Raw genomic sequence first — 18,293 nt, forward strand, 5'->3', positions numbered from 1 at the left:
ATTATTGTGAATGAAAATGGGCAATTAACAACAAATATACTTTGCACTTTAGGAAAAATTAACTTTATTTAGCCACAATATTGACAATCTTATTTGGTACGACGATGACTTTTTTAATATCTTTGCCTTCTAAAAATTTCTGGACGTGAGGCAATGCTAATGCTTGTTTTTTAGCTTGATCTTTATCCATGTCAACAGTCGCCTTAAAATTGCCACGCAGCTTGCCATTTACTTGCACCATAATTTCGACTGTTGATTCAACCAGTTTTGCTGAATCATAGGTTGGCCATTTTGCAAAAGTTACGGATTGCGCATGACCAAAGATTTGCCAGATTTCTTCCATCATGTGAGGAGCGATTGGGGCTAAAAGCGTAATGAAACCTTCCGCATATTTTCTTGGAATCGTTTTTGCTTTTTGCGCAGCATTAACAAAGACCATTAATTGAGAAATTGCAGTATTGAAATGTAAGTCATCAAAATCTTCAGTTACTTTTTTAACAGTTTCGTTATAAATTTTATCTAAAGTGCCATCGTTTTCAGCCACAATATTTTCTTGTGGTATGGCTTTAAGATCCAAATCATTAACAAACAGACGCCAAACTCTGTCTAAGAACTTTTTGGTTGAAGCAGGACCATTATCATCCCAGTCAATAGATGCATCAAGAGGTCCCATGAACATTTCATACATTCTAAGACTGTCTGCACCATATTCATCAATCACATCATCAGGATTAACTACGTTACCTTTTGATTTGGACATTTTATCATGATCTTTCAGGATTAATCCTTGATTGAATAGTCTTTGGAATGGTTCTTCATTAGGAATAACACCTAAATCATATAGAACCATATTCCAAAATCTGGCATAAAGCAGGTGCCGGACAGCATGTTCTGCGCCACCAATATAAAGGTCAACTGGCATCCATTTCTTTAGCATTTCGTAATCAGCCAACTTATTGTCATTATGCGGATCAACAAAGCGTAAGAAATACCATGATGAACCTGCCCAGTTAGGCATGGTATTAGTTTCTCTCTTACCTTTCCGACCGTTTTTGTCAACTACATTTACCCAGTCCTGCAAGTTTACCAATGGACTTTCAGGTGTACCTGACGGCTTAATGTCAGTAGCATGAGGTAAAACGAGCGGTAATTCATCTTCTGGGACCAATGTAGTTTCTCCATCTTCCCAGTGAATTACTGGAATTGGTTCACCCCAATAACGCTGACGACTAAATTCCCAGTCTCGTAACTTGTAATTAACCTTTTTCTCTCCAGCGTGGTGTTCAGTAAGCCACCCAACGATTTTATCCTTTGCTTCAGCATTATTGAGCCCATTTAAAAACTCTGAATCTATGTGTGGGCCGTCACCAGTATATGCTTCTTGTGCAACATCTCCGCCCTTAATAACTGGTTTAATAGGCAAATTGAATTTCCGAGCGAACTCATAATCACGCGTATCATGGGCCGGTACAGCCATTACGGCACCAGTACCATAGCTAGCAAGAACATAATCAGCAATCCAAATTGGAATTTCTTTGTTGTTTACGGGGTTAATGGCGTAAGCGCCAGTAAAAACTCCAGTTTTGGTTTTATTTAAATCTGTTCTTTCAAGGTCGGACTTAGATTCAATTTGCTTAATATAAGCGTTAACTTCATCTTTTTGACCAGCGGTCATAATTTTTTGAACTAATTTATTTTCAGGAGCTAAAACAGCATAGGTTGCGCCAAATAAAGTATCTGGTCGGGTACTAAAGACATCAAAAGTCTCATTAGAGTTTTTGACCTTAAAAGTAATTTGGGCACCTACTGACCGCCCAATCCAGTTACGTTGCATTTCTTTAATATTTTCTGGCCAGTCAAGATTATCCAAACCGGCAAGAAGACGATCTGCATATTTAGTTATTCTCAGCATCCATTGCTTCATATTGCGCCGATAGATAGGATAACCACCGCGTTCAGTCTTACCATCAACAATATCTTCGTTAGCAACAACTGTACCTAAATCAGGTGACCAGTTAACCGGTGCTTCCGCTTCATAGGCCAAACCATTTTTATACATTTGTTCAAATGTCCACTGCGTCCACTTGTAGTATTTAGGATCACAGGTTGCAAGTTCCCTGTTCCAGTCATATGAGAATCCCAGAGTATTAAGCTGCCGTTTGAAATTGGCAATATTTTCAGTAGTAACAACTGCCGGATCTTGTCCAGTTTGGAGAGCATACTGTTCAGTCGGAAGGCCAAAAGCATCCCAACCCATTGGGTGCAGTACATTATAGCCTTGGCTACGTTTCATCCTTGCAATGATATCTGTTGCTGTGTACCCTTCGGGGTGTCCTACGTGAAGTCCCTTACCAGATGGAAAAGGAAACATATCTAAAACATAAAAATTCTTCTTTTTGGGATCGTTACCTGTTTTAAAAGTTTGATTTTTTTCCCAGTAATCCTGCCATTTTTTTTCAACAACTTTGTGATTGTACATATTTTTACCTCATAAAAAAAGTCCTATGAAATTCTTTCATAGGACGAATAATCGCGGTACCACCTAAGTTCCACGCCGAAAGCGTGACACTTCTTGCCCCTTAACGCGGATAGCAAACGTTAGAATTGTTCCAGGCTCAGTTCACAATCTTTTTTCTAGTCTTGCACCAACCGACTTTTCTCTATAGAAAAATAAAACTGCTACTAGTTCCTGATCTTTATTTTTTGACCAATAATGATTATAATTTACCACAAATGCAAAAAAAAACAAGGGGAGAAAATTTTTGAACAAAACGATACAAACAAAGAGAGACACGATAATACCTGCGACCATATTTTTGATTTTGTACGCTATCTGGGCAATTTTAGTTGCTTCTGAAAATCAATTTATTCACAATTTTGACCAATCAATGATTAATATTATCTGCAACAATAATCCTATTATAATCAAATTTGCGACAACTTTTACTAATTTAGGCAATACTAATGTTATCCTAATTGAGACTATAATTCTGGTAATTATTTTAGCTCTTTGCAAAAAATTCGCGTGTGCTGTTTTTACTGCAGGAACTATGATAGGTGCTAATGGCTATAATTGGATCATCAAGCATGCAATTGCAAGGCACAGACCACTTACTGAACATCTTGTTGCAGCTCATGGTTACAGTTTTCCCTCAGGTCACTCTGTTGGCAGTGCTACTTTATTTGGAATTTTAATTGTTCTAACAATTTTATTAATCAAAAATAAAGCTGCTAAAACAGTATTATGTCTTGTTTGGGCTTGCTTTCCAATATTAATTGGTTACACCAGAATTTTCAGTCATGTCCATTATCCATCTGACGTAATTGGGGGTTTTCTAGAGGGAATCGCATTTCTCTTAATTGGATACTCCTTTCTTTACCATTATTATTTAGAAAGTCAAAGAGCACAAAGCAATTTATACTAAGTAAAAGCTAAGTAAAAGGATTCAAACTGATTTAAAGTTTTGAATCCTTTTTTTGATATCAAAATCATTCTAATCCAGCGCTAACCGCTCAATGACCTTTTTATAAGCGGGATATTGTTTGAGTAAATCTCCCTTTTTAAGCAGTTCAAAGTCGTGATAATCAAATCCTGGCGAAACTACACAGCTTACTAAACAAAAACTATCTGGTTTTACAACTTCCGAAGCAAAAATGGTATTCTTCGGAACTCTGAATTGCATTCTTTCACCAGCAGAAACATTTTTACCCAATTTAACGGCTGAATATTTACCTTCTGGAGTAATACAGTGAATAGTAATCGCTTCACCGTCATGGTAATACCACATTTCATCATGATTCAAACGGTGAAAGTGAGAACAACTTGTGTCATCAAGCAAAAAATAGATGGAAGTATAATAAAAGCGCTCTGCTTTACTATCTTCATCATAAAACTGCTTATCACTGGCATAAACTTGCCTGAACCAACCCCCTTCTTGATGCGGTTCAAGATTTAATGCTTTGATATAATCGTCACGTTTCATTTTTTCTCCTTAACAAAAATACAAATTATATATACAAATTTAACGCATTTTTGCTTTAAAGTCAGCTAGTAATTTTTTAGATAGAAGTTAAGAACTTATAGAAATTTAAGTTTGATTGATTAAATTAATCTTACAATAGCAAATATTATATGAACTTTTTATTGCAAAAAAAGAAATAATATTATATCATCAAGTAATTAAATGTTGACACTTAAAAGGTACCGTGTTAGTGCCGTGACATTAATTTTAATATTGAAGTCATAAAAACTGCTAGATCAATAATTTTAATCTAGCAGTTTTTTTAAACCTAGATTAAGAGGTGACCAAAAATGCCGTACATGAAGTTAAAAGTTAAGCAAATGCTCAAAAGTAAATTTACCTGGATCAGTCTGATAGCTATTCTAGTAGGTTGCCTCTCTTTTTGGACAAAGAATTATTATGCTAGCAAGTCTGACAGTATGGAACTTAGTACTGCAAAAGCTAATGTAGCTATGCAAAAGAAAAACGTCATATATTTTCAAAAAGAACTCAAACAGAAAAAATTAGATGAGGACAATAAGAAGCAAATAAGAAAAAGTCTAAAGGGTTCCCAATCAGATATAGCTGAAAAACAAAAACTCATTAAGGCCCTCCAGTCCAAAGATTGGCAAAAAGCCTATCCGATCATGATTAAAGAAGCCAAATTTTGGCTTGCTGATGCTAAGAAAAATGGCTCGAATAGTGAAGCCGTTGCTATAAGTAAACGTGATTTATTGGAACTGCAAACATTAGCTAAACAACATTTACCAAAAGAACAGACTATTAATCCAGTAAAAGGCGGTTTTTTTCTTATTTTTGTTATGGAACAATTCTTACCTATACTTGTAGTCCTAGCCGTTATTTTTGTTCTGGTAAAAATATTTGCAAGTGATTACTTTGACCGTATGAGGTTAGGCAACTTATTACCGCAAAACAGATTGGTATTAAGCGAATTTTCTACTGGTTCTTTAATGGGTTTCTGTTATTTTCTCGTTACCTTCTTGTTGATTTTTTTGATACCTAGTCTTTTTGCCGGAACTGGCAATTTTAACTATCCAATTGCGGGCATGAACCCTGTGACTAAAGAATATATTTTTATTCCAATGCATCAACTCTTGTTGCCAATTTTAATGTTAGAATTGTTAAGTTTTATCTTTATCTCAGGCATGGTGTTATTTTTCGTTCAGTTTTTTAAGAATCCTATTATTGCGTTACTTTTTTCTGTACTGGTATTGGTTGGAGGTATGGTTATCCCACAATACATAGTAGCTGAACGGAGTTTTGCTCAGTTCATTCCGATGAGCTACTTCTTTGCTTTACAACCAGTGAATGGCATGTTTGGTATCAGTAATTCCTATGTCATCGCAGATGAAACGAAATTGGTAACTTATCCGCAAGTAAATTTTACTAACGGTGTAATTGTTTTACTAGTAGGAATATTAATTCTTTTGCTTCTAAATTACTTTGTCGCCGAAAAAGCACAAAAAGGAATAAAAACAAGTTAACTTTATCAATATTATCTTAAAACGTCTAAACTATCTTTTTAATTTTTATATAAAAAGGTGAGAAAAATGCCATATTTTAAGTTAAAAATCAAACAGGTGCTCAAAAGTAAATTTACCTGGATTAGCCTTTTAGCCATTTTACTCGGATGTTTTTATTTTTGGATAAAAAACTACAATTCGCGCTACATTAATCCGCGCATAATAGAAGCTAAAGAAAATATAGCTCTGGAAGAGAAAAATGTCAGGTATTATCAAAAACAGTTACAAAAATCAAATTTGACCAAAACAACCCGCCGCAAAATTGAACTGGATCTGGCTGAAAATAATTCTTCTATGAAAGAATTTAAGACACTAATTAAAGCAATTCAAACGAATAAGTGGCAGCAGGCTTATCAAATCATAATAAAGCAAGAAAAATACAATCTTGCTGATGCAAAACGTAATAATGTCAGTAAAGATAATATACTGGCAATTAAAAGTAATATTCAAAAATTACAGTATCTGAAACGAAATAACTTACCAGAAGAAAATGAACATTATTCTGTTAAGGGCGGCTTTTTTATATTAGAAATGATGCAGGAAGTCTTACCCCCTATAGCAGTTTTAGCCATAATTTTTATTCTGATCAAGTTATATTCGTCCGGTTTTTATGAGCGGATGCGTCTAGCAAATCTTTTACCGCAAAAAAATCATTTGCTGATTGAATTTGGCACTGGTTCATTAATTGGATTCGGTTATTTCTTAGCAGCATTTCTATTACTTTTTATTATTCCGAGTATATTTTTCGGGACTGGTAACTTTAAATATCCGATGATGGGTATAGATGCAGTAGCTAAACGGAATGTCTTCATTCCAATGAATCGTCTATTTTGCCCTACTTTAATTTTAGAATTATTTAGCTTTATGTTCATTGCAAGTGTGGTTTTGCTTTTCGTACAAGTATTTAAAAACCGTCTGTTGGCATTATTCATTTCCGTTCTAATATTAGTTGGCGGTATGGTTCTTCCACAATACGTGTTAGCAGCACGAAATTTTGCTCAATTTATTCCTATGAGCTACTTTTTCTCCTTACAACCAGTCGATGGTATGTTTGGCATCAGTAATGCTTATGTCTTTGCAGATGAAACCAAATTAGTCACTTACCCGCAAGTTAATTTCACCAATGGCATCCTAGTTTTAGCCCTAGGAATTATTATTCTGTTATTTTTAAACTACTTTATCGCACAGAAAGCCCAGAAAGGGAGGAAAACAAGATGATTGAAATTAAAGATCTAAGCCTTACATTACGTGAACCCATACTCAAAAATGCCAATTTTAACTTTCAAAATGGCAAAATATACATGCTTCATGCACTTAATGGCACTGGTAAAACCAGCGTCCTCAGAACTATGGTTAGCTTACTGGCGCCAAGTTCAGGCCAAGTCTTGTTTGACGGCAAGCCTTTTGCTAACGTCAAGAGCCAGGTTTTTTACCTCGAAACTTCTGACTGGTTTGACAAAAATCTTTCGGGGTTCGATTATATGCAATTTGTTAAAAACGAGTGGCATTCAAACCAGGATCTACAAGATATCATAAACCGCTGGGAAATGAATAATTATGTAAAAACTGCAATTAGAAAGTATTCATTAGGGATGAAGCAAAAATTGGTAGTTGCCCTTTACGAGTTAAGTGATGCCCAGTACTTACTAATGGATGAAATTAATAATGGCCTGGACAGTGATAGCCGGCAAACTCTTTATCAGGAATTGGCTAATTTAGCAAAGCAAAACAAGCTTATTATTATGGCTTCTCATTATCAAGATGAAGTAGCAGGAATTGTTGATGATACTTTGACATTAAAGCACCACCAATTAGTTCGAGGATAGAGCTATGGCCTATTTCGAATTACAATTTAAAAAAGTATTTAAAAATACTTTGACATGGCTAATTTTAAGTATAGTGCTAATATGTGCAGGGTTTATTCTAGGCTATAATGCTTTAAAAGGTGATCAAACTACAATCCGTTACCAAATAAACCAAGATTTAAGCAAGCAGAAACAGTCCCAAGCTAATTTGCCCACGATTAAAAATCAAAATAGAAATGAGCGGCAGATATTAAAAGCCCTAGATAATGAAAATTGGGATCATGCATATGAACTGATGATTCGTCAAAATAACAGGCAAGCAGCGCAAGTCAAAATCGGAGGAGCTGATCTCAGACAAGAAATTAAGCAGAAAAATGCCCGTTTGCATGCTCTAAAGCAAGCAAATTTACCAGAACAAAATGAGCAGTATCCTAAACAGGGTTGGTTATTCCTATTTAAACTTTCAGAAGGATTTTTGCCTGCAATGATCGTCATCATGCTTTGTTTTATTTTAAGTAATATATTCGCATCAAAGTATGTTGATCATTTAAATCGTACCGTATTGTTGCCAAATAAGCACAGTGTAACTCTAGATATCATTTTAGGATTACTAATTGCTTTTTTACTAACTCTTTTCATCTGTCTTTTAATCTGGGGACTTTGCAGTCTGCTTTTTGGTAGTGGCTCACTCACTTATCCAATTCAAGGAGTTATTTTGCCAGGAATGCTTAAAAATACTTATCAACCACTTTCTGTTTGGCTAAAGCCAGCGCTTATTTTATCTATCTTGGCATGCATTTTCATCGTGCTTTTATTACTTCTTTTAGCTCAAATTACCCGTAATCAATTAAGTTGTCTTTTCTTAGCACTATTCATACTGTTAGGTGGTGCAATTTTACCATTTATTTTACAATCAACCTCTGGTGTTGGGGGAATGACTAAAACCGCAGTTGTGCAATACATACCAATGACTTATCTGCTTTCAACTCAGGTGGCAACTGGAAACTTAGCAACCAAATTTAAAAACCCACAGCTTAATTTTATTTTTGGCTATAGAATTCTTATAGTCTCAATTGTCATGCTCACCATCCTCAATTTTTCATGGCCATGGCTTTCAAGGCAGATGAAGAAATTAGGTAAAAATAGTCAAATAAGTTAAAAATAAAGGAGTCTGGGAGAAATATTTTTCCCGGGCTCTTCTGCTTTTTACTCTAAATAAATTTGTCTCATTTTAGTTTTAAAATCAAGCGGCAGATCCAACCCTTTAATCAAATAATTGTCAAAATCACCATAATTTTGCTTAATAGCCTTAAAATATCTTTCTAAATAGGATTTTTGCACAGTTAAAGCTACAGCTACATCTTGTAATTGGGAACTGGATAATTGGTCTCTTAAGTAATCCAAAATCGCTTGATTTTCTTGTTTTCTAGCCTTAATTGTTTTTAAGTAATCAGCAAAAATTTGGTCATCACTCACGCCCAAGCTTTTCAAAATCAAAGCCGCTGCCACACCCGTACGATCTTTACCGGCAAAACAGTGAAAGGCAGTCGGCACCGGATCATTTATTAGTGTCAGCAAAAACTGGTGATAGCCTTTTTGTGCTGAATTTTGGAGTGCTAATTCTTCATAGGTGGTAAGCATATCCTCTTCAGCTTGATTGTTAGCAGAAATAATTTCATCTACACTTGCCTGATTAACTTGAGCGTCTTTTAAAACATCAATTACAACATAATCTAATCCTGGCCACAAGTAATCCGGATATTGTTTTCTTTCTTCCTCACCCCTAAAATCAAAAACTCTCCTAATTTGATATTTATTCTGAACCTGTTCTTTTTGGTAGGCGGTTAGATTATATAGCTGGCCACACCTAAATAAAAGTCCATCTTTGACCTTTCTTCCGTCAGCGCCAACATTTCCACCTAAGGAACGCCAATTTGTAATTTCCCTTACCATTTTTACTGCTCCCGTTAAATTTTATTTTTAATAGTATTAATTATAATTTTTAAGAAAAGATATTTCTACTGCGGAAGATATTTTTAAGCAAAAAACCGCTGGACAATTCTTCCAGCGGTATTATTTAAATTTTGTATTATTAATTATTACTATCTGCTTTTTGATAAATACAGTTAAAAATAACGGAGATAATAATTGCAGCAAGTGAAACGCAGTAAACACCTTTTAAGGCGCTAAACAACACTTGTCTTAATTGAGGTACTAAGTTTGCAGCCAGTTCTTGCGCCTTAGCTGACGAAACAATTTTATTCATCATACCTTGTGTCAAGTTGGGATGTTTAGCAAGTTGGTTCGCCACAATGGTATTAAAAGTAATACCAAAAATTGAAACCATCATGGTTTGACCTAAATATCTCATTAAGGTGTTAAAAGAAGTGGCTACACCAATATTTTCTTTAGAAACTAAAACTTGTGAGCGCACCTGTGAAGCAGTTAAAACTCCGCCGAAGGAAAAGCCATTTAAGGTAGCAATCACACAGAATACCCAAAAAGGAGTATGAATAGGGACAATTAGCAACATACAATCTGCCACTAACAACACTGCTAATAAGCCAAAGAAAGTTTTCTTAACACCCCAACGGCTTAACATACCGCCAATTAAAAATGATCCTACGACCCACATTACAGAGCTTGGGGTCACCGCAAAACCGGCAATTGTAGCAGATGTACCATTAATGCCCTGCATCCAAGTTGGAATATAAAATTCGAAGCCAATAACTACGCCGGCGACTAACAGCGTAATCATATTTACAGCTAGGAACTCTCTGCCCTTTAGCATTGATAGTGGCATTATTGGGTCTTCTGCGCGTTTTTCTTCATGATAGAAGATAACAGCACTGATAACGATTAAAGCGACTAGAGCGGCAAAAACAAGCGGTTTGATTGTTCCCAAATCTTGCAATGTGAACATCAAAGTCAAAAGTAAAACTATTAACCAAAATGTTCCCTTAATATCAAGTTTTGATTTTTTCTTATTTTTAGGTTCCTTTAGGAAAAAGATAATTAATAGTAATGCAATGATCCCTATTGGCACATTAATATAAAAAACCCAGTGCCATGAAAGGTTTTGCACAATAAAGCCACCTAGTAATGGGGCAATGACTGAAGCCACGCCCCAAAATCCTGAATTGAGGCCTAACATTTTTGTCCTTTTTTCAATACTGTATAAATCAGCAATGATTGTCATAGCGACCGGCTGAACTGCTCCGGAACCCAATCCTTGAATAACACGGAATAAAATCAGTTCAACCATATTTTGAGCTTGGCCACAAAGTGCAGACCCAATAACAAATAACGCTATTCCAAACAAAAAAATTGGTTTACGTCCAATACTGTCTGCTAATTTGCCATATAAAGGAGTTGATACAGCGGTCATAAACAAAAATATTGAAACAACCCAATTCATAATTTCCAACCCATTTAGATCAGAAACAATTGTCGGCATTGCAGTAGAAACGATCGTACCTTCAATAGCAGTCATAAATGTGGTCATAAAAATCGCAATCATTACTACTCGTACATTTGTTTTCTTCAAAATTACAACTCCCTTACTTATGAAAAAAATTACTTATTTTCGTTAACAAAGTCTAACAATTCTTGAACTTTATCGGTCTTTTCCCATGGTAAATCTATATCTGTCCGGCCAAAATGACCATAAGCTGCCGTTTGCTCGTAAATCGGGCGTCTAAGATTCAGCATTTTTATAATACCGGCTGGACGTAAATCAAAAACTTTACGGACAGCTTTGGTCAATAAGTCATCGCTAACTTTTCCAGTTCCTGCCGTATCGATCATAACTGAAACAGGATGAGCGACACCAATTGCATAAGCCAATTGAACTTCACAACGCTCAGCTAGGCCTGCAGCAACTATATTCTTGGCTACATATCTTGCCGCATAGCTGGCACTACGATCAACTTTTGTTGGATCTTTGCCTGAAAATGCACCGCCACCGTGACGAGCATAGCCGCCGTAAGTATCAACAATAATTTTGCGGCCAGTTAAACCTGAATCACCTTTCGGTCCGCCAATAACAAAGCGACCCGACGGATTAATCAAAAACTTGGTCTTTTCGTCCAGGTACTTCTCAGGTATTACTTTTTTTATCACCAGATCAATCATAGCCTGACGAATTTCCTTGTTAGAAACTTTATCATCGGTTTGAGTAGAAATAACCACAGTATCAACCCGTTTAGGCTTCTGCTTTTCATCATATTCAACCGTTACCTGAGCCTTAGCATCAGGCCTAAGCCATGTTAAAGTACCATCTTTACGGAGTTTTGCAACTTGCCGCATTAAGCGGTGAGCCAGTGAAATTGGTAAAGGCATTAATTCAGGCGTTTCGTTGATTGCAAAGCCGAACATCAAACCTTGATCACCTGCACCAATTTGATCTAGCTGATCATTATCAGATTGATTTTCACGTGTTTCAAGTGAATGGTCAACACCTTGAGCTATATCCGGTGATTGTTCATCAATATCAATTAAAACGGCGCAATTATTGCCATCAAAACCGAGCTCAGGTTTATCATAACCAATTCTCAAAACAGTCTTGCGAACAATGCTTTGAATGTCAACATATGCAGTTGTAGAAATTTCGCCAAAAACATAGACAATTCCAGTATTGACAATAGTCTCGCAAGCAACATGAGCTTGCGGATCCTTGGCAATAATAGCATCCAAAATTGCATCTGAAATCTGATCAGCAACTTTATCTGGATGACCTTCAGAAACTGATTCTGAAGTAAATAAACGTTTTTCCATAATAGTCCCCCTATAGACAATAGCTATTCGGTTACAAGGCATCTCCATTACAGGATCCTCTCAGGACTTGAACCGATTTTTTTACTTTTCGTTCTATATTTTTATATATTATATTGATAATAAAAAAGGCTACCGCAGGTTCGGTAGCCATAGAACGATGGAGGATACAGGGCTCGAACCTGTGACCTCCTGCTTGTAAGGCAGATGCTCTCCCAGCTGAGCTAATCCTCCAAAGTGACCCGTACGGGATTTGAACCCATGTTACCGCCGTGAAAGGGCGATGTCTTAACCACTTGACCAACGGGTCATTGTTCTGAATCAAAGCACATTCAATAGTATACCTATTCTGAAAGAAAATGCAAGGATTCTATTCATTAATTAAATCAATAAATAATGGCGGTGCGAACTTCCCTTCACACCACCATTATTATGGAGGATACAGGGCTCGAACCTGTGACCTCCTGCTTGTAAGGCAGATGCTCTCCCAGCTGAGCTAATCCTCCATTTTGTTGTTGTCTCTCGACCACTTCTAATAATTTAGCATAAGTTTCTTTTTATGTCTACACTTTTTTGGAAATTTTTGATCGAATTGGTTGTTAGGTATTATTTTTAGGGTTATAAAGCTATATACGGTTTACTCAAAATATTTTTATTGTATCTGAATCGATTATTATATATTTATTCTATTCCGGCTCTGCGCTTACTACATCTGAAATCCATATATCTTGAGGATTACCACCTGCAGCCATAAAAATAAGTTCAGGCTGGTCATCGTCTTCGTTCTCGATTTCTTCAACAAAATAGTATTCTAATTTTACAAAGCTTTCTTGATCATCCTGATATCTCTCCTATTTTTAATTACAGCTTTTTATATATTTTTAAAATTACATAGTTATTGTGAACTTTAACAGACCTGAACTTACTTTCTAACCATAATATCATCTTCATAAATTTACTTTTCTCATATTTAAGTCCTTTTTCCTTCCGATAATTATGTTAACAATGTTTAACTGTTCATTAAATTTAATCACAGATTTTTATTCAACATTTGGAATTGGTCTACGTTGAATTTCATTTCACTAGCCTTCTTACAAGCATTGGTATAGGATAAGGAATTTTTGTAAAACTTTTATTTGACAAATACTTGATAGAAATATCACAATCATTTCTGACACATCCTTTTTAAATAAAGCCTTTTTGTCTTAAAATTTTAATCACTATAACACTTTGCCATATTTTTCCTTCTTATTAATCTACAAATTAATCTACAAAATATGGTATAACTAAAAGTAGTTAAATCATACATAAGATATAAGTGATAAAAAGACTACAACAAGAGCGATTAAACATTTAATTCAATCTACAAATTTTCTGAATCACAAGATCAATTGCTCCAATTTTTAGTATTGTAAGATACATAACTAAAAATTATAGATGTGAAGATAATAAAAGAAAGATTTAAAGTTATTTATTATTTTAGCCTTAAACTATTCAAGTAGTTAAGCTACAAATCTATATTTCAATAAATCCTTTTTACTTATTTCACCTCAGAACATATTTATTATTGCCTGTTTGTGCTGTTACATTATAAATATCTGCGATTGGTATTAAGTTGATTTTCACCCATTAATTTATCCAATTCAAGTTTTATCAAATTCCTATTATCTAGTTTGATTTTATATTCTTTTTTATTTATTTTGAAAGCTTTTCACTTTATTCGTGAGCGTATTGCCACTGTATCTCCTGATTTTTTAACAAATAAACTGAATCAAAACATTTTTAAATTTTTTTGTTTTGTCAAAAAGAAATCGCATAATAATGCAACAATCTTCTGACGATAGGAATACGTGAAGAAGACGCATATTATCTGAGGTTATTTAAGACAACTTTGAAAATCAATTAATTATTTAGGATAAAACAGTTGTTTTATAAGGTAAAGATATATTTCTCTACTGAATGCTTATTAATATGGTTACATAAAAATTGTAATAACTTGCTTTTTTAGAAATCAATTTAAATACTACAAATAGTTACAATGGAGAATTTATGAATTTTAAAAAAATTTTATTTAGTTTAAAATCAAAAAAAACTAAACAACATGAAAATAAAAATGAAACTACTTTTTCTAAGATGGATAATAATTCTTCAAATAAAGTTAGTTACATTGACGAGCTCAAAGATAAATATCGAAAAAACAATTATAATAATATTCCTCTTTATTTTTATAGAGAATATGGAATTAATGCTAATGAAAGCATTAAAAAACTCCAAAATTACAGATTATTGTCCACTGAAAAGAGACTAACTTCAGATGGAAAACGACTCCTAAAAATTAAGCAAAAACTTATTTATAACCATAAAAGTGATAAAACATGGTCGGGAATCGGACCGGTTAAGTATCATTATGACAAAGTAAAAGAAGCTGAAGAACAGGAAAATTTAAATTATATTGAATATTTAGATGAGAAAATAAAACAGTATTTTTTTCTAGCTACACTTGATATCAAAACTTGTTCAATATGTGGCAACTTAGATGGGAAAATATTTGATATTAAAGATAAAAAGACAGGTATTAACTATCCATTAATACATCCTGGTTGTAGATGTACAACTACTCCGTATTTCCATAATATGCCAACAAATACTACTCGATGGGCTCGTAATCCAATAACGGGAAAAGGAGAATACATCAATAATATTAATTTTAACGAATGGAAAAAAATATATTTTTAAAAGGATAAAAACTACTAGATTTTATAGCATAGAAATTAGTAATATCTTAGTAATACCTAGGTGACAACTATATTATTGTTTTAAACCTTAAGTTTTCCATATTAAACTTCTTTTCCTTAAGCATCTTTATTGACCTTTCAACGTAAATTGGAATCTTTTTCTATTAAAATTGCAGGTAAGTATGCATTCAAGATTGCTAACTTTCTTAAGTGTAACTATCTTGGTCTTCATTACTTGATTAAATTTTTGATATAAAAGAGTACCAAGCTTTACAAATCCGGCAGCCTTCTCAAGCAATTGTACAATTGACGTTTTCAATTTTTCCCTTTCTATTTAAATAATTTGTTTCATTTTCACGACTATTGCACTTGACTGGTAAATTAGCAACTAGATTTTGTCCAACAAACCAGAGACATTAAACCTAAGGTCATTAAATCGGGAGAAAATAATGGGAAAAAACAGTAAAGATAATAAGGAAATAATATATTTAGATACAATTGAGCTTTACTCATCTTTAGCACAAATTGATCATGGACTTATTGAGTCTATTCAGTCTGGCAAGAAAAACAGCAAAGAGGCAGGTAGCTCTACGAAGAAATCGGGTGAAACAGATGCTGGTCTTTTCAAATTAATTCAAGGAAGTCTTCAATTAGCAACAACAAATACTCATAGTAACTTATCTTCTGAACAAGAATTAGTAAACATTACTTTTAATGATTATCAATTAAATAGGCTACTTAACAAATTAGGTGTGGGTAAGCTTAACAACAATTCCAAACAAGGCGATCTAACGATAAAGAACGGTGAATTTGAAATATATGATTTTTCATCATTAGCTAACTTGAGTAATGAAACTTTTGAAAACTTCATCAACTTAATAATGGAGTCTGCTGATAGTAATAATGAAGAGTCTAATGACTTTAAAAAGGGATTGGATATAATCAAAAAATATGGCCAGGTCATGACGGATCTATTACCAGAAACAGTTTTGCTAAAAGTTAACAACAGTATTTCATTCTTAAAAACAAGTTGTCTAAGAATGAGCAACAGCCAACTTCAATTACTTTCTGGATCAAAACGAAAAATTCATGTTCTAGGCGTAATTGAAAATGAAGTTTCAAACGAAGATAGAAAACTAGAGTCACTATTTGAAGAAATTGGTGATAATCCAGGACTAATAACTAAATTTGTCCCTGATTTTAATGATTTCTTATTGATTCAAAGTCAAATTGCACAGAAAAAAGACAAGCTCGTTAAGCCTGTCGCTGTTTATTTTTAAATCTTATTAAACCAAGAATTGTTTTTATTTTTTAAAAATCTATATTCTTTTTCCAAGGTTTTTTCTTCTTTTTTAGTATAAATTCTATTTTTTTTGACATCAGTAGTTAAAGAGGCTATATTTTTTAATATTAAATTTTTATACTTCATTTTAACCACCTTTCATACTTAAATGTAAGTATAAAACATTTAAAGGACAAAGCAAATACTAAGAAATAGAATTATAAAAATATCACCGCTAATTCAATTAGAGAGTTAAATATGGCTCTATAATTTATCCTGTTGATGACTTATCCATGTGGTAAGCTGTTAATAGGTTTTTTATTGCATAAAAAAGGAGAACATCTTCCTCTTGCTTCTTGTAATAAAATATTAACTTCACCCAATATTTTATAGAAGGTTTGAATTATGTCCTCTTTTAATAATTATATTAAATTTGCTCTTGATATTAAAGATCAAAACATTGTTTTTGAAGATTATTTCTTCCGTTTGGCTAACGGCTATAAGCAGAAGGTTTACCAAGCTGTCTTATTGCAGCCCAGTTGTCCCTTTTGTGGCTCACAGGAGCTGCGACACAATGGCCGTTTGAAAACCGAAATCCGCTATCCTGCTGCCAATGCCAGTCAGCCAGTCATTATTTATTAGACTTTTTAAGCAGAGAGTCTGGTGTCGCACCTGCAATAAACGCTCAATGGCTCAATCTGACCTGGTAGGCAAATACTGCTGTATTTCCCAGCATTCTAAGCTCAAAATTCTCAGTGCTTTAACAGAAGACCGCTCAATGACCAGCATTGCCCGGGAAAACAATGTCTCTGTCAATACGGTGCAAAGAGTGCTGGGCTCTTGCTCGCATCAGTTTAGTAGCAGCTATGATTATTTGCCGGAGCATCTGGCCTTCGACGAGTTTAAAGGCGTTGACCGCACCTTGCATTTTATTTGTCTTGATGCCGACAAACACGAGGTGGTTCAGATTCTCCGAACACGCTATAAAAAAGCAATTATAGCCTACTTCAAAAAGTTTTCGCCAGCGGCTTTGCAAGGCGTCAAAACAGTTTCTCTGGACCTGAATTTTTACTATCAAGACATTGTGCGAGCAAGCTTCCCCAACGCTGAGCTTGTGATTGATCGCTTTCACATGGTACAAATGCATACACGCACCTTCAACTCTCTGCACGTGCAGGTCATGAAGAAATTCAAAAAGACTAGCAGAGAATACCAACTGCTTAAAGCACCCTGGAAACTGTATCTCAAGCAGTACCAGGAACTCGACAAAATTCATCCGCATTACAATTGGCACTACAAAGACAATCTGACACAAGAGCAGGTAGTCAACGAAGGCATCGCCTGCAGCACGGAGCTCACTGATGCCTACAACCTGCTGCAGGCATTTTATGATGCTTTAGCCGCCAAAGATCCACAGGCAATTAATGAAGTGATTCATGCTAAAGAAGAAGTTGGCTGGCAAATGCATCAAACCCTGTTAACTTTTAAGCATAACCTGAAAGCAGTAATTAACGGGATAACATTGAATTATTCCAACGACTGCTTAGAGGGCTGCAAGCGCAAGATTAAACTAATTGAGCGCACAGCTTTTGGCTACGCCAACTGCCACAATCTGCTAACTAGGATTAGATTAGCAGAAAGCAAGGTAAAAGAAAAAGAACGAAGCAGTTTATTAGCTGCTTGATTCTATTCATTTAAACTCTATCAACAGGACTTGCCAAAGAACCTTAAATATTTAGCTTTTTTATTTTTTATACTTTTATGCCGTGCCAATGCCGTGCGAAAGCATAATAAAAGCTTGTAACAGTTGATATTACAAGCTTCTTATTACTAATAGCGGAGTGTGAGAGATTTGAACTCTCGATACAGGATTAACCCATATACATGATTTCCAATCATGCTCCTTAAGCCACTCGGACAACACTCCAAATTAACTCCGGCTGTCAGACTCGAACTGACGACATCTTGATTAACAGTCAAGCGCTCTACCAACTGAGCTAAGCCGGAATACTAAAAAGCACGGCAGCGTCCTACCCTCGCAGGCAGTCTCCCACCAACTACTCTCGGCGTGAAGAAGCTTAACTGCTGTGTTCGGCATGGTTACAGGTGTTTCCTTCTTGCTCTTGCCACCGTACTTTTCCTTGTGAGCTTTT

The 18,293-nt window shown here is 34.8% G+C and carries 13 protein-coding genes, 5 tRNA genes, 1 rRNA gene, 1 pseudogene and 1 riboswitch; of the genes and pseudogenes, 8 read left to right on the top strand and 12 right to left on the bottom strand.

Going from position 1 to position 18,293, the window contains the following annotated elements:
- Positions 1-64: 64 nt before the first annotated feature.
- A complete protein-coding gene (leuS, locus tag F5ESL0259_RS05795; RefSeq protein WP_122037801.1) occupies positions 65-2,479 on the bottom strand; it encodes a leucine--tRNA ligase in 2,415 nt (804 codons plus the stop codon).
- Between the two features lie 283 nt (positions 2,480-2,762).
- Here leuS and F5ESL0259_RS05800 point away from each other — a divergent pair, with 283 nt between their 5' ends.
- Complete coding sequence (locus F5ESL0259_RS05800; protein ID WP_122037802.1) at positions 2,763-3,425, top strand: phosphatase PAP2 family protein; 663 nt, start codon at positions 2,763-2,765, stop codon at positions 3,423-3,425.
- Positions 3,426-3,494: 69 nt separating this feature from the next.
- Here the strand turns inward: F5ESL0259_RS05800 and F5ESL0259_RS05805 are convergent, their stop codons facing one another.
- Positions 3,495-3,983, bottom strand: coding sequence for a cupin domain-containing protein (locus tag F5ESL0259_RS05805; RefSeq protein ID WP_110446322.1), 489 nt, complete (start codon positions 3,981-3,983; stop codon positions 3,495-3,497).
- A gap of 329 nt (positions 3,984-4,312) precedes the next feature.
- On the opposite strand from F5ESL0259_RS05805, the gene F5ESL0259_RS05810 reads away from it, so the two are divergent.
- The 4 genes from F5ESL0259_RS05810 (at position 4,313) to F5ESL0259_RS05825 (ending at position 8,509) form a co-directional block, all read left to right on the top strand.
- Complete coding sequence (locus tag F5ESL0259_RS05810) at positions 4,313-5,506, top strand: hypothetical protein (RefSeq protein ID WP_122037803.1); 1,194 nt, start codon at positions 4,313-4,315, stop codon at positions 5,504-5,506.
- Between the two features lie 66 nt (positions 5,507-5,572).
- A complete protein-coding gene (locus F5ESL0259_RS05815; protein ID WP_122037804.1) occupies positions 5,573-6,763 on the top strand; it encodes a hypothetical protein in 1,191 nt (396 codons plus the stop codon).
- Entirely contained in the window at positions 6,760-7,371 is a 612-nt protein-coding gene (locus F5ESL0259_RS05820) for an ABC transporter ATP-binding protein (protein ID WP_122037805.1), read from the top strand. Before F5ESL0259_RS05815 ends, F5ESL0259_RS05820 begins: the two co-directional genes overlap by 4 nt.
- A gap of 4 nt (positions 7,372-7,375) precedes the next feature.
- Positions 7,376-8,509: a hypothetical protein gene (locus tag F5ESL0259_RS05825; protein WP_122037806.1), complete on the top strand. Its 1,134-nt coding sequence runs from the start codon at positions 7,376-7,378 to the stop codon at positions 8,507-8,509.
- A 47-nt stretch (positions 8,510-8,556) separates the two neighbouring features.
- On the opposite strand, the gene F5ESL0259_RS05830 is transcribed toward F5ESL0259_RS05825, so the two are convergent.
- From F5ESL0259_RS05830 to F5ESL0259_RS05855, 6 genes are all read right to left on the bottom strand, one after another.
- Positions 8,557-9,303 carry a tyrosine-protein phosphatase gene (locus F5ESL0259_RS05830; protein WP_122037807.1) on the bottom strand — a complete coding sequence of 249 codons (747 nt, stop codon included), beginning with the start codon at positions 9,301-9,303 and terminating at the stop codon, positions 8,557-8,559.
- A gap of 139 nt (positions 9,304-9,442) precedes the next feature.
- Entirely contained in the window at positions 9,443-10,897 is a 1,455-nt protein-coding gene (locus tag F5ESL0259_RS05835) for an MDR family MFS transporter (protein WP_122037808.1), read from the bottom strand.
- Positions 10,898-10,926: 29 nt separating this feature from the next.
- Entirely contained in the window at positions 10,927-12,126 is a 1,200-nt protein-coding gene (gene metK, locus F5ESL0259_RS05840) for a methionine adenosyltransferase (protein ID WP_122037809.1), read from the bottom strand.
- A riboswitch (SMK box riboswitch) is annotated at positions 12,124-12,204 on the bottom strand. (Overlaps the previous gene by 3 nt.)
- 80 nt (positions 12,205-12,284) lie before the next feature.
- A tRNA-Val gene (locus F5ESL0259_RS05845) sits at positions 12,285-12,357 on the bottom strand.
- 4 nt (positions 12,358-12,361) lie between these two features.
- A tRNA-Glu gene (locus F5ESL0259_RS05850) sits at positions 12,362-12,433 on the bottom strand.
- Between the two features lie 123 nt (positions 12,434-12,556).
- Positions 12,557-12,629, bottom strand: a tRNA-Val gene (locus tag F5ESL0259_RS05855).
- Positions 12,630-14,172: 1,543 nt separating this feature from the next.
- On the opposite strand from F5ESL0259_RS05855, the gene F5ESL0259_RS05860 reads away from it, so the two are divergent.
- Complete coding sequence (locus F5ESL0259_RS05860) at positions 14,173-14,859, top strand: minor capsid protein (RefSeq protein WP_122037810.1); 687 nt, start codon at positions 14,173-14,175, stop codon at positions 14,857-14,859.
- A 448-nt stretch (positions 14,860-15,307) separates the two neighbouring features.
- Positions 15,308-16,138, top strand: coding sequence for a hypothetical protein (locus F5ESL0259_RS05870; RefSeq protein WP_122037812.1), 831 nt, complete (start codon positions 15,308-15,310; stop codon positions 16,136-16,138).
- On the opposite strand, the gene F5ESL0259_RS08960 is transcribed toward F5ESL0259_RS05870, so the two are convergent.
- Positions 16,135-16,287, bottom strand: a complete 153-nt coding sequence (locus F5ESL0259_RS08960; RefSeq protein WP_158595998.1) for a hypothetical protein — start codon at positions 16,285-16,287, stop codon at positions 16,135-16,137. The two genes, F5ESL0259_RS05870 and F5ESL0259_RS08960, sit on opposite strands and share 4 nt — an antisense overlap.
- A 258-nt stretch (positions 16,288-16,545) precedes the next feature.
- Between F5ESL0259_RS08960 and F5ESL0259_RS05875 the strand changes: the two are divergent.
- A pseudogene (locus F5ESL0259_RS05875) lies at positions 16,546-17,824 on the top strand (ISL3 family transposase).
- Positions 17,825-17,977: 153 nt separating this feature from the next.
- Here F5ESL0259_RS05875 and F5ESL0259_RS05880 read toward each other — a convergent pair.
- From F5ESL0259_RS05880 to rrf, 3 genes are all read right to left on the bottom strand, one after another.
- Positions 17,978-18,067: transfer RNA gene (locus tag F5ESL0259_RS05880), tRNA-Ser, on the bottom strand.
- Between the two features lie 7 nt (positions 18,068-18,074).
- Positions 18,075-18,147, bottom strand: a tRNA-Asn gene (locus tag F5ESL0259_RS05885).
- Positions 18,148-18,157: 10 nt separating this feature from the next.
- Positions 18,158-18,274: ribosomal RNA gene (gene rrf / locus F5ESL0259_RS05890) — 5S ribosomal RNA — on the bottom strand.
- Positions 18,275-18,293: the final 19 nt, after the last annotated feature.

Source organism: Lactobacillus sp. ESL0259 (genome assembly GCF_003693045.1).
Taxonomy (GTDB): Bacteria; Bacillota; Bacilli; order Lactobacillales; family Lactobacillaceae; genus Lactobacillus; species Lactobacillus melliventris.

Bases quoted from the DNA above. Each gene is read 5' to 3' on its own strand.
- leuS (WP_122037801.1), bottom strand. From the start codon at position 2,479: ATGTACAATCACAAAGTTGTTGAAAAAAAATGGCAGGATTACTGGGAA.
- F5ESL0259_RS05805 (WP_110446322.1), bottom strand. From the start codon at position 3,983: ATGAAACGTGACGATTATATCAAAGCATTAAATCTTGAACCGCATCAA.
- F5ESL0259_RS05810 (WP_122037803.1), top strand. From the start codon at position 4,313: ATGCCGTACATGAAGTTAAAAGTTAAGCAAATGCTCAAAAGTAAATTT.
- F5ESL0259_RS05815 (WP_122037804.1), top strand. From the start codon at position 5,573: ATGCCATATTTTAAGTTAAAAATCAAACAGGTGCTCAAAAGTAAATTT.
- F5ESL0259_RS05820 (WP_122037805.1), top strand. From the start codon at position 6,760: ATGATTGAAATTAAAGATCTAAGCCTTACATTACGTGAACCCATACTC.
- F5ESL0259_RS05825 (WP_122037806.1), top strand. From the start codon at position 7,376: ATGGCCTATTTCGAATTACAATTTAAAAAAGTATTTAAAAATACTTTG.
- F5ESL0259_RS05830 (WP_122037807.1), bottom strand. From the start codon at position 9,303: ATGGTAAGGGAAATTACAAATTGGCGTTCCTTAGGTGGAAATGTTGGC.
- metK (WP_122037809.1), bottom strand. From the start codon at position 12,126: ATGGAAAAACGTTTATTTACTTCAGAATCAGTTTCTGAAGGTCATCCA.
- F5ESL0259_RS05860 (WP_122037810.1), top strand. From the start codon at position 14,173: ATGAATTTTAAAAAAATTTTATTTAGTTTAAAATCAAAAAAAACTAAA.
- F5ESL0259_RS05870 (WP_122037812.1), top strand. From the start codon at position 15,308: ATGGGAAAAAACAGTAAAGATAATAAGGAAATAATATATTTAGATACA.
- F5ESL0259_RS08960 (WP_158595998.1), bottom strand. From the start codon at position 16,287: ATGAAGTATAAAAATTTAATATTAAAAAATATAGCCTCTTTAACTACT.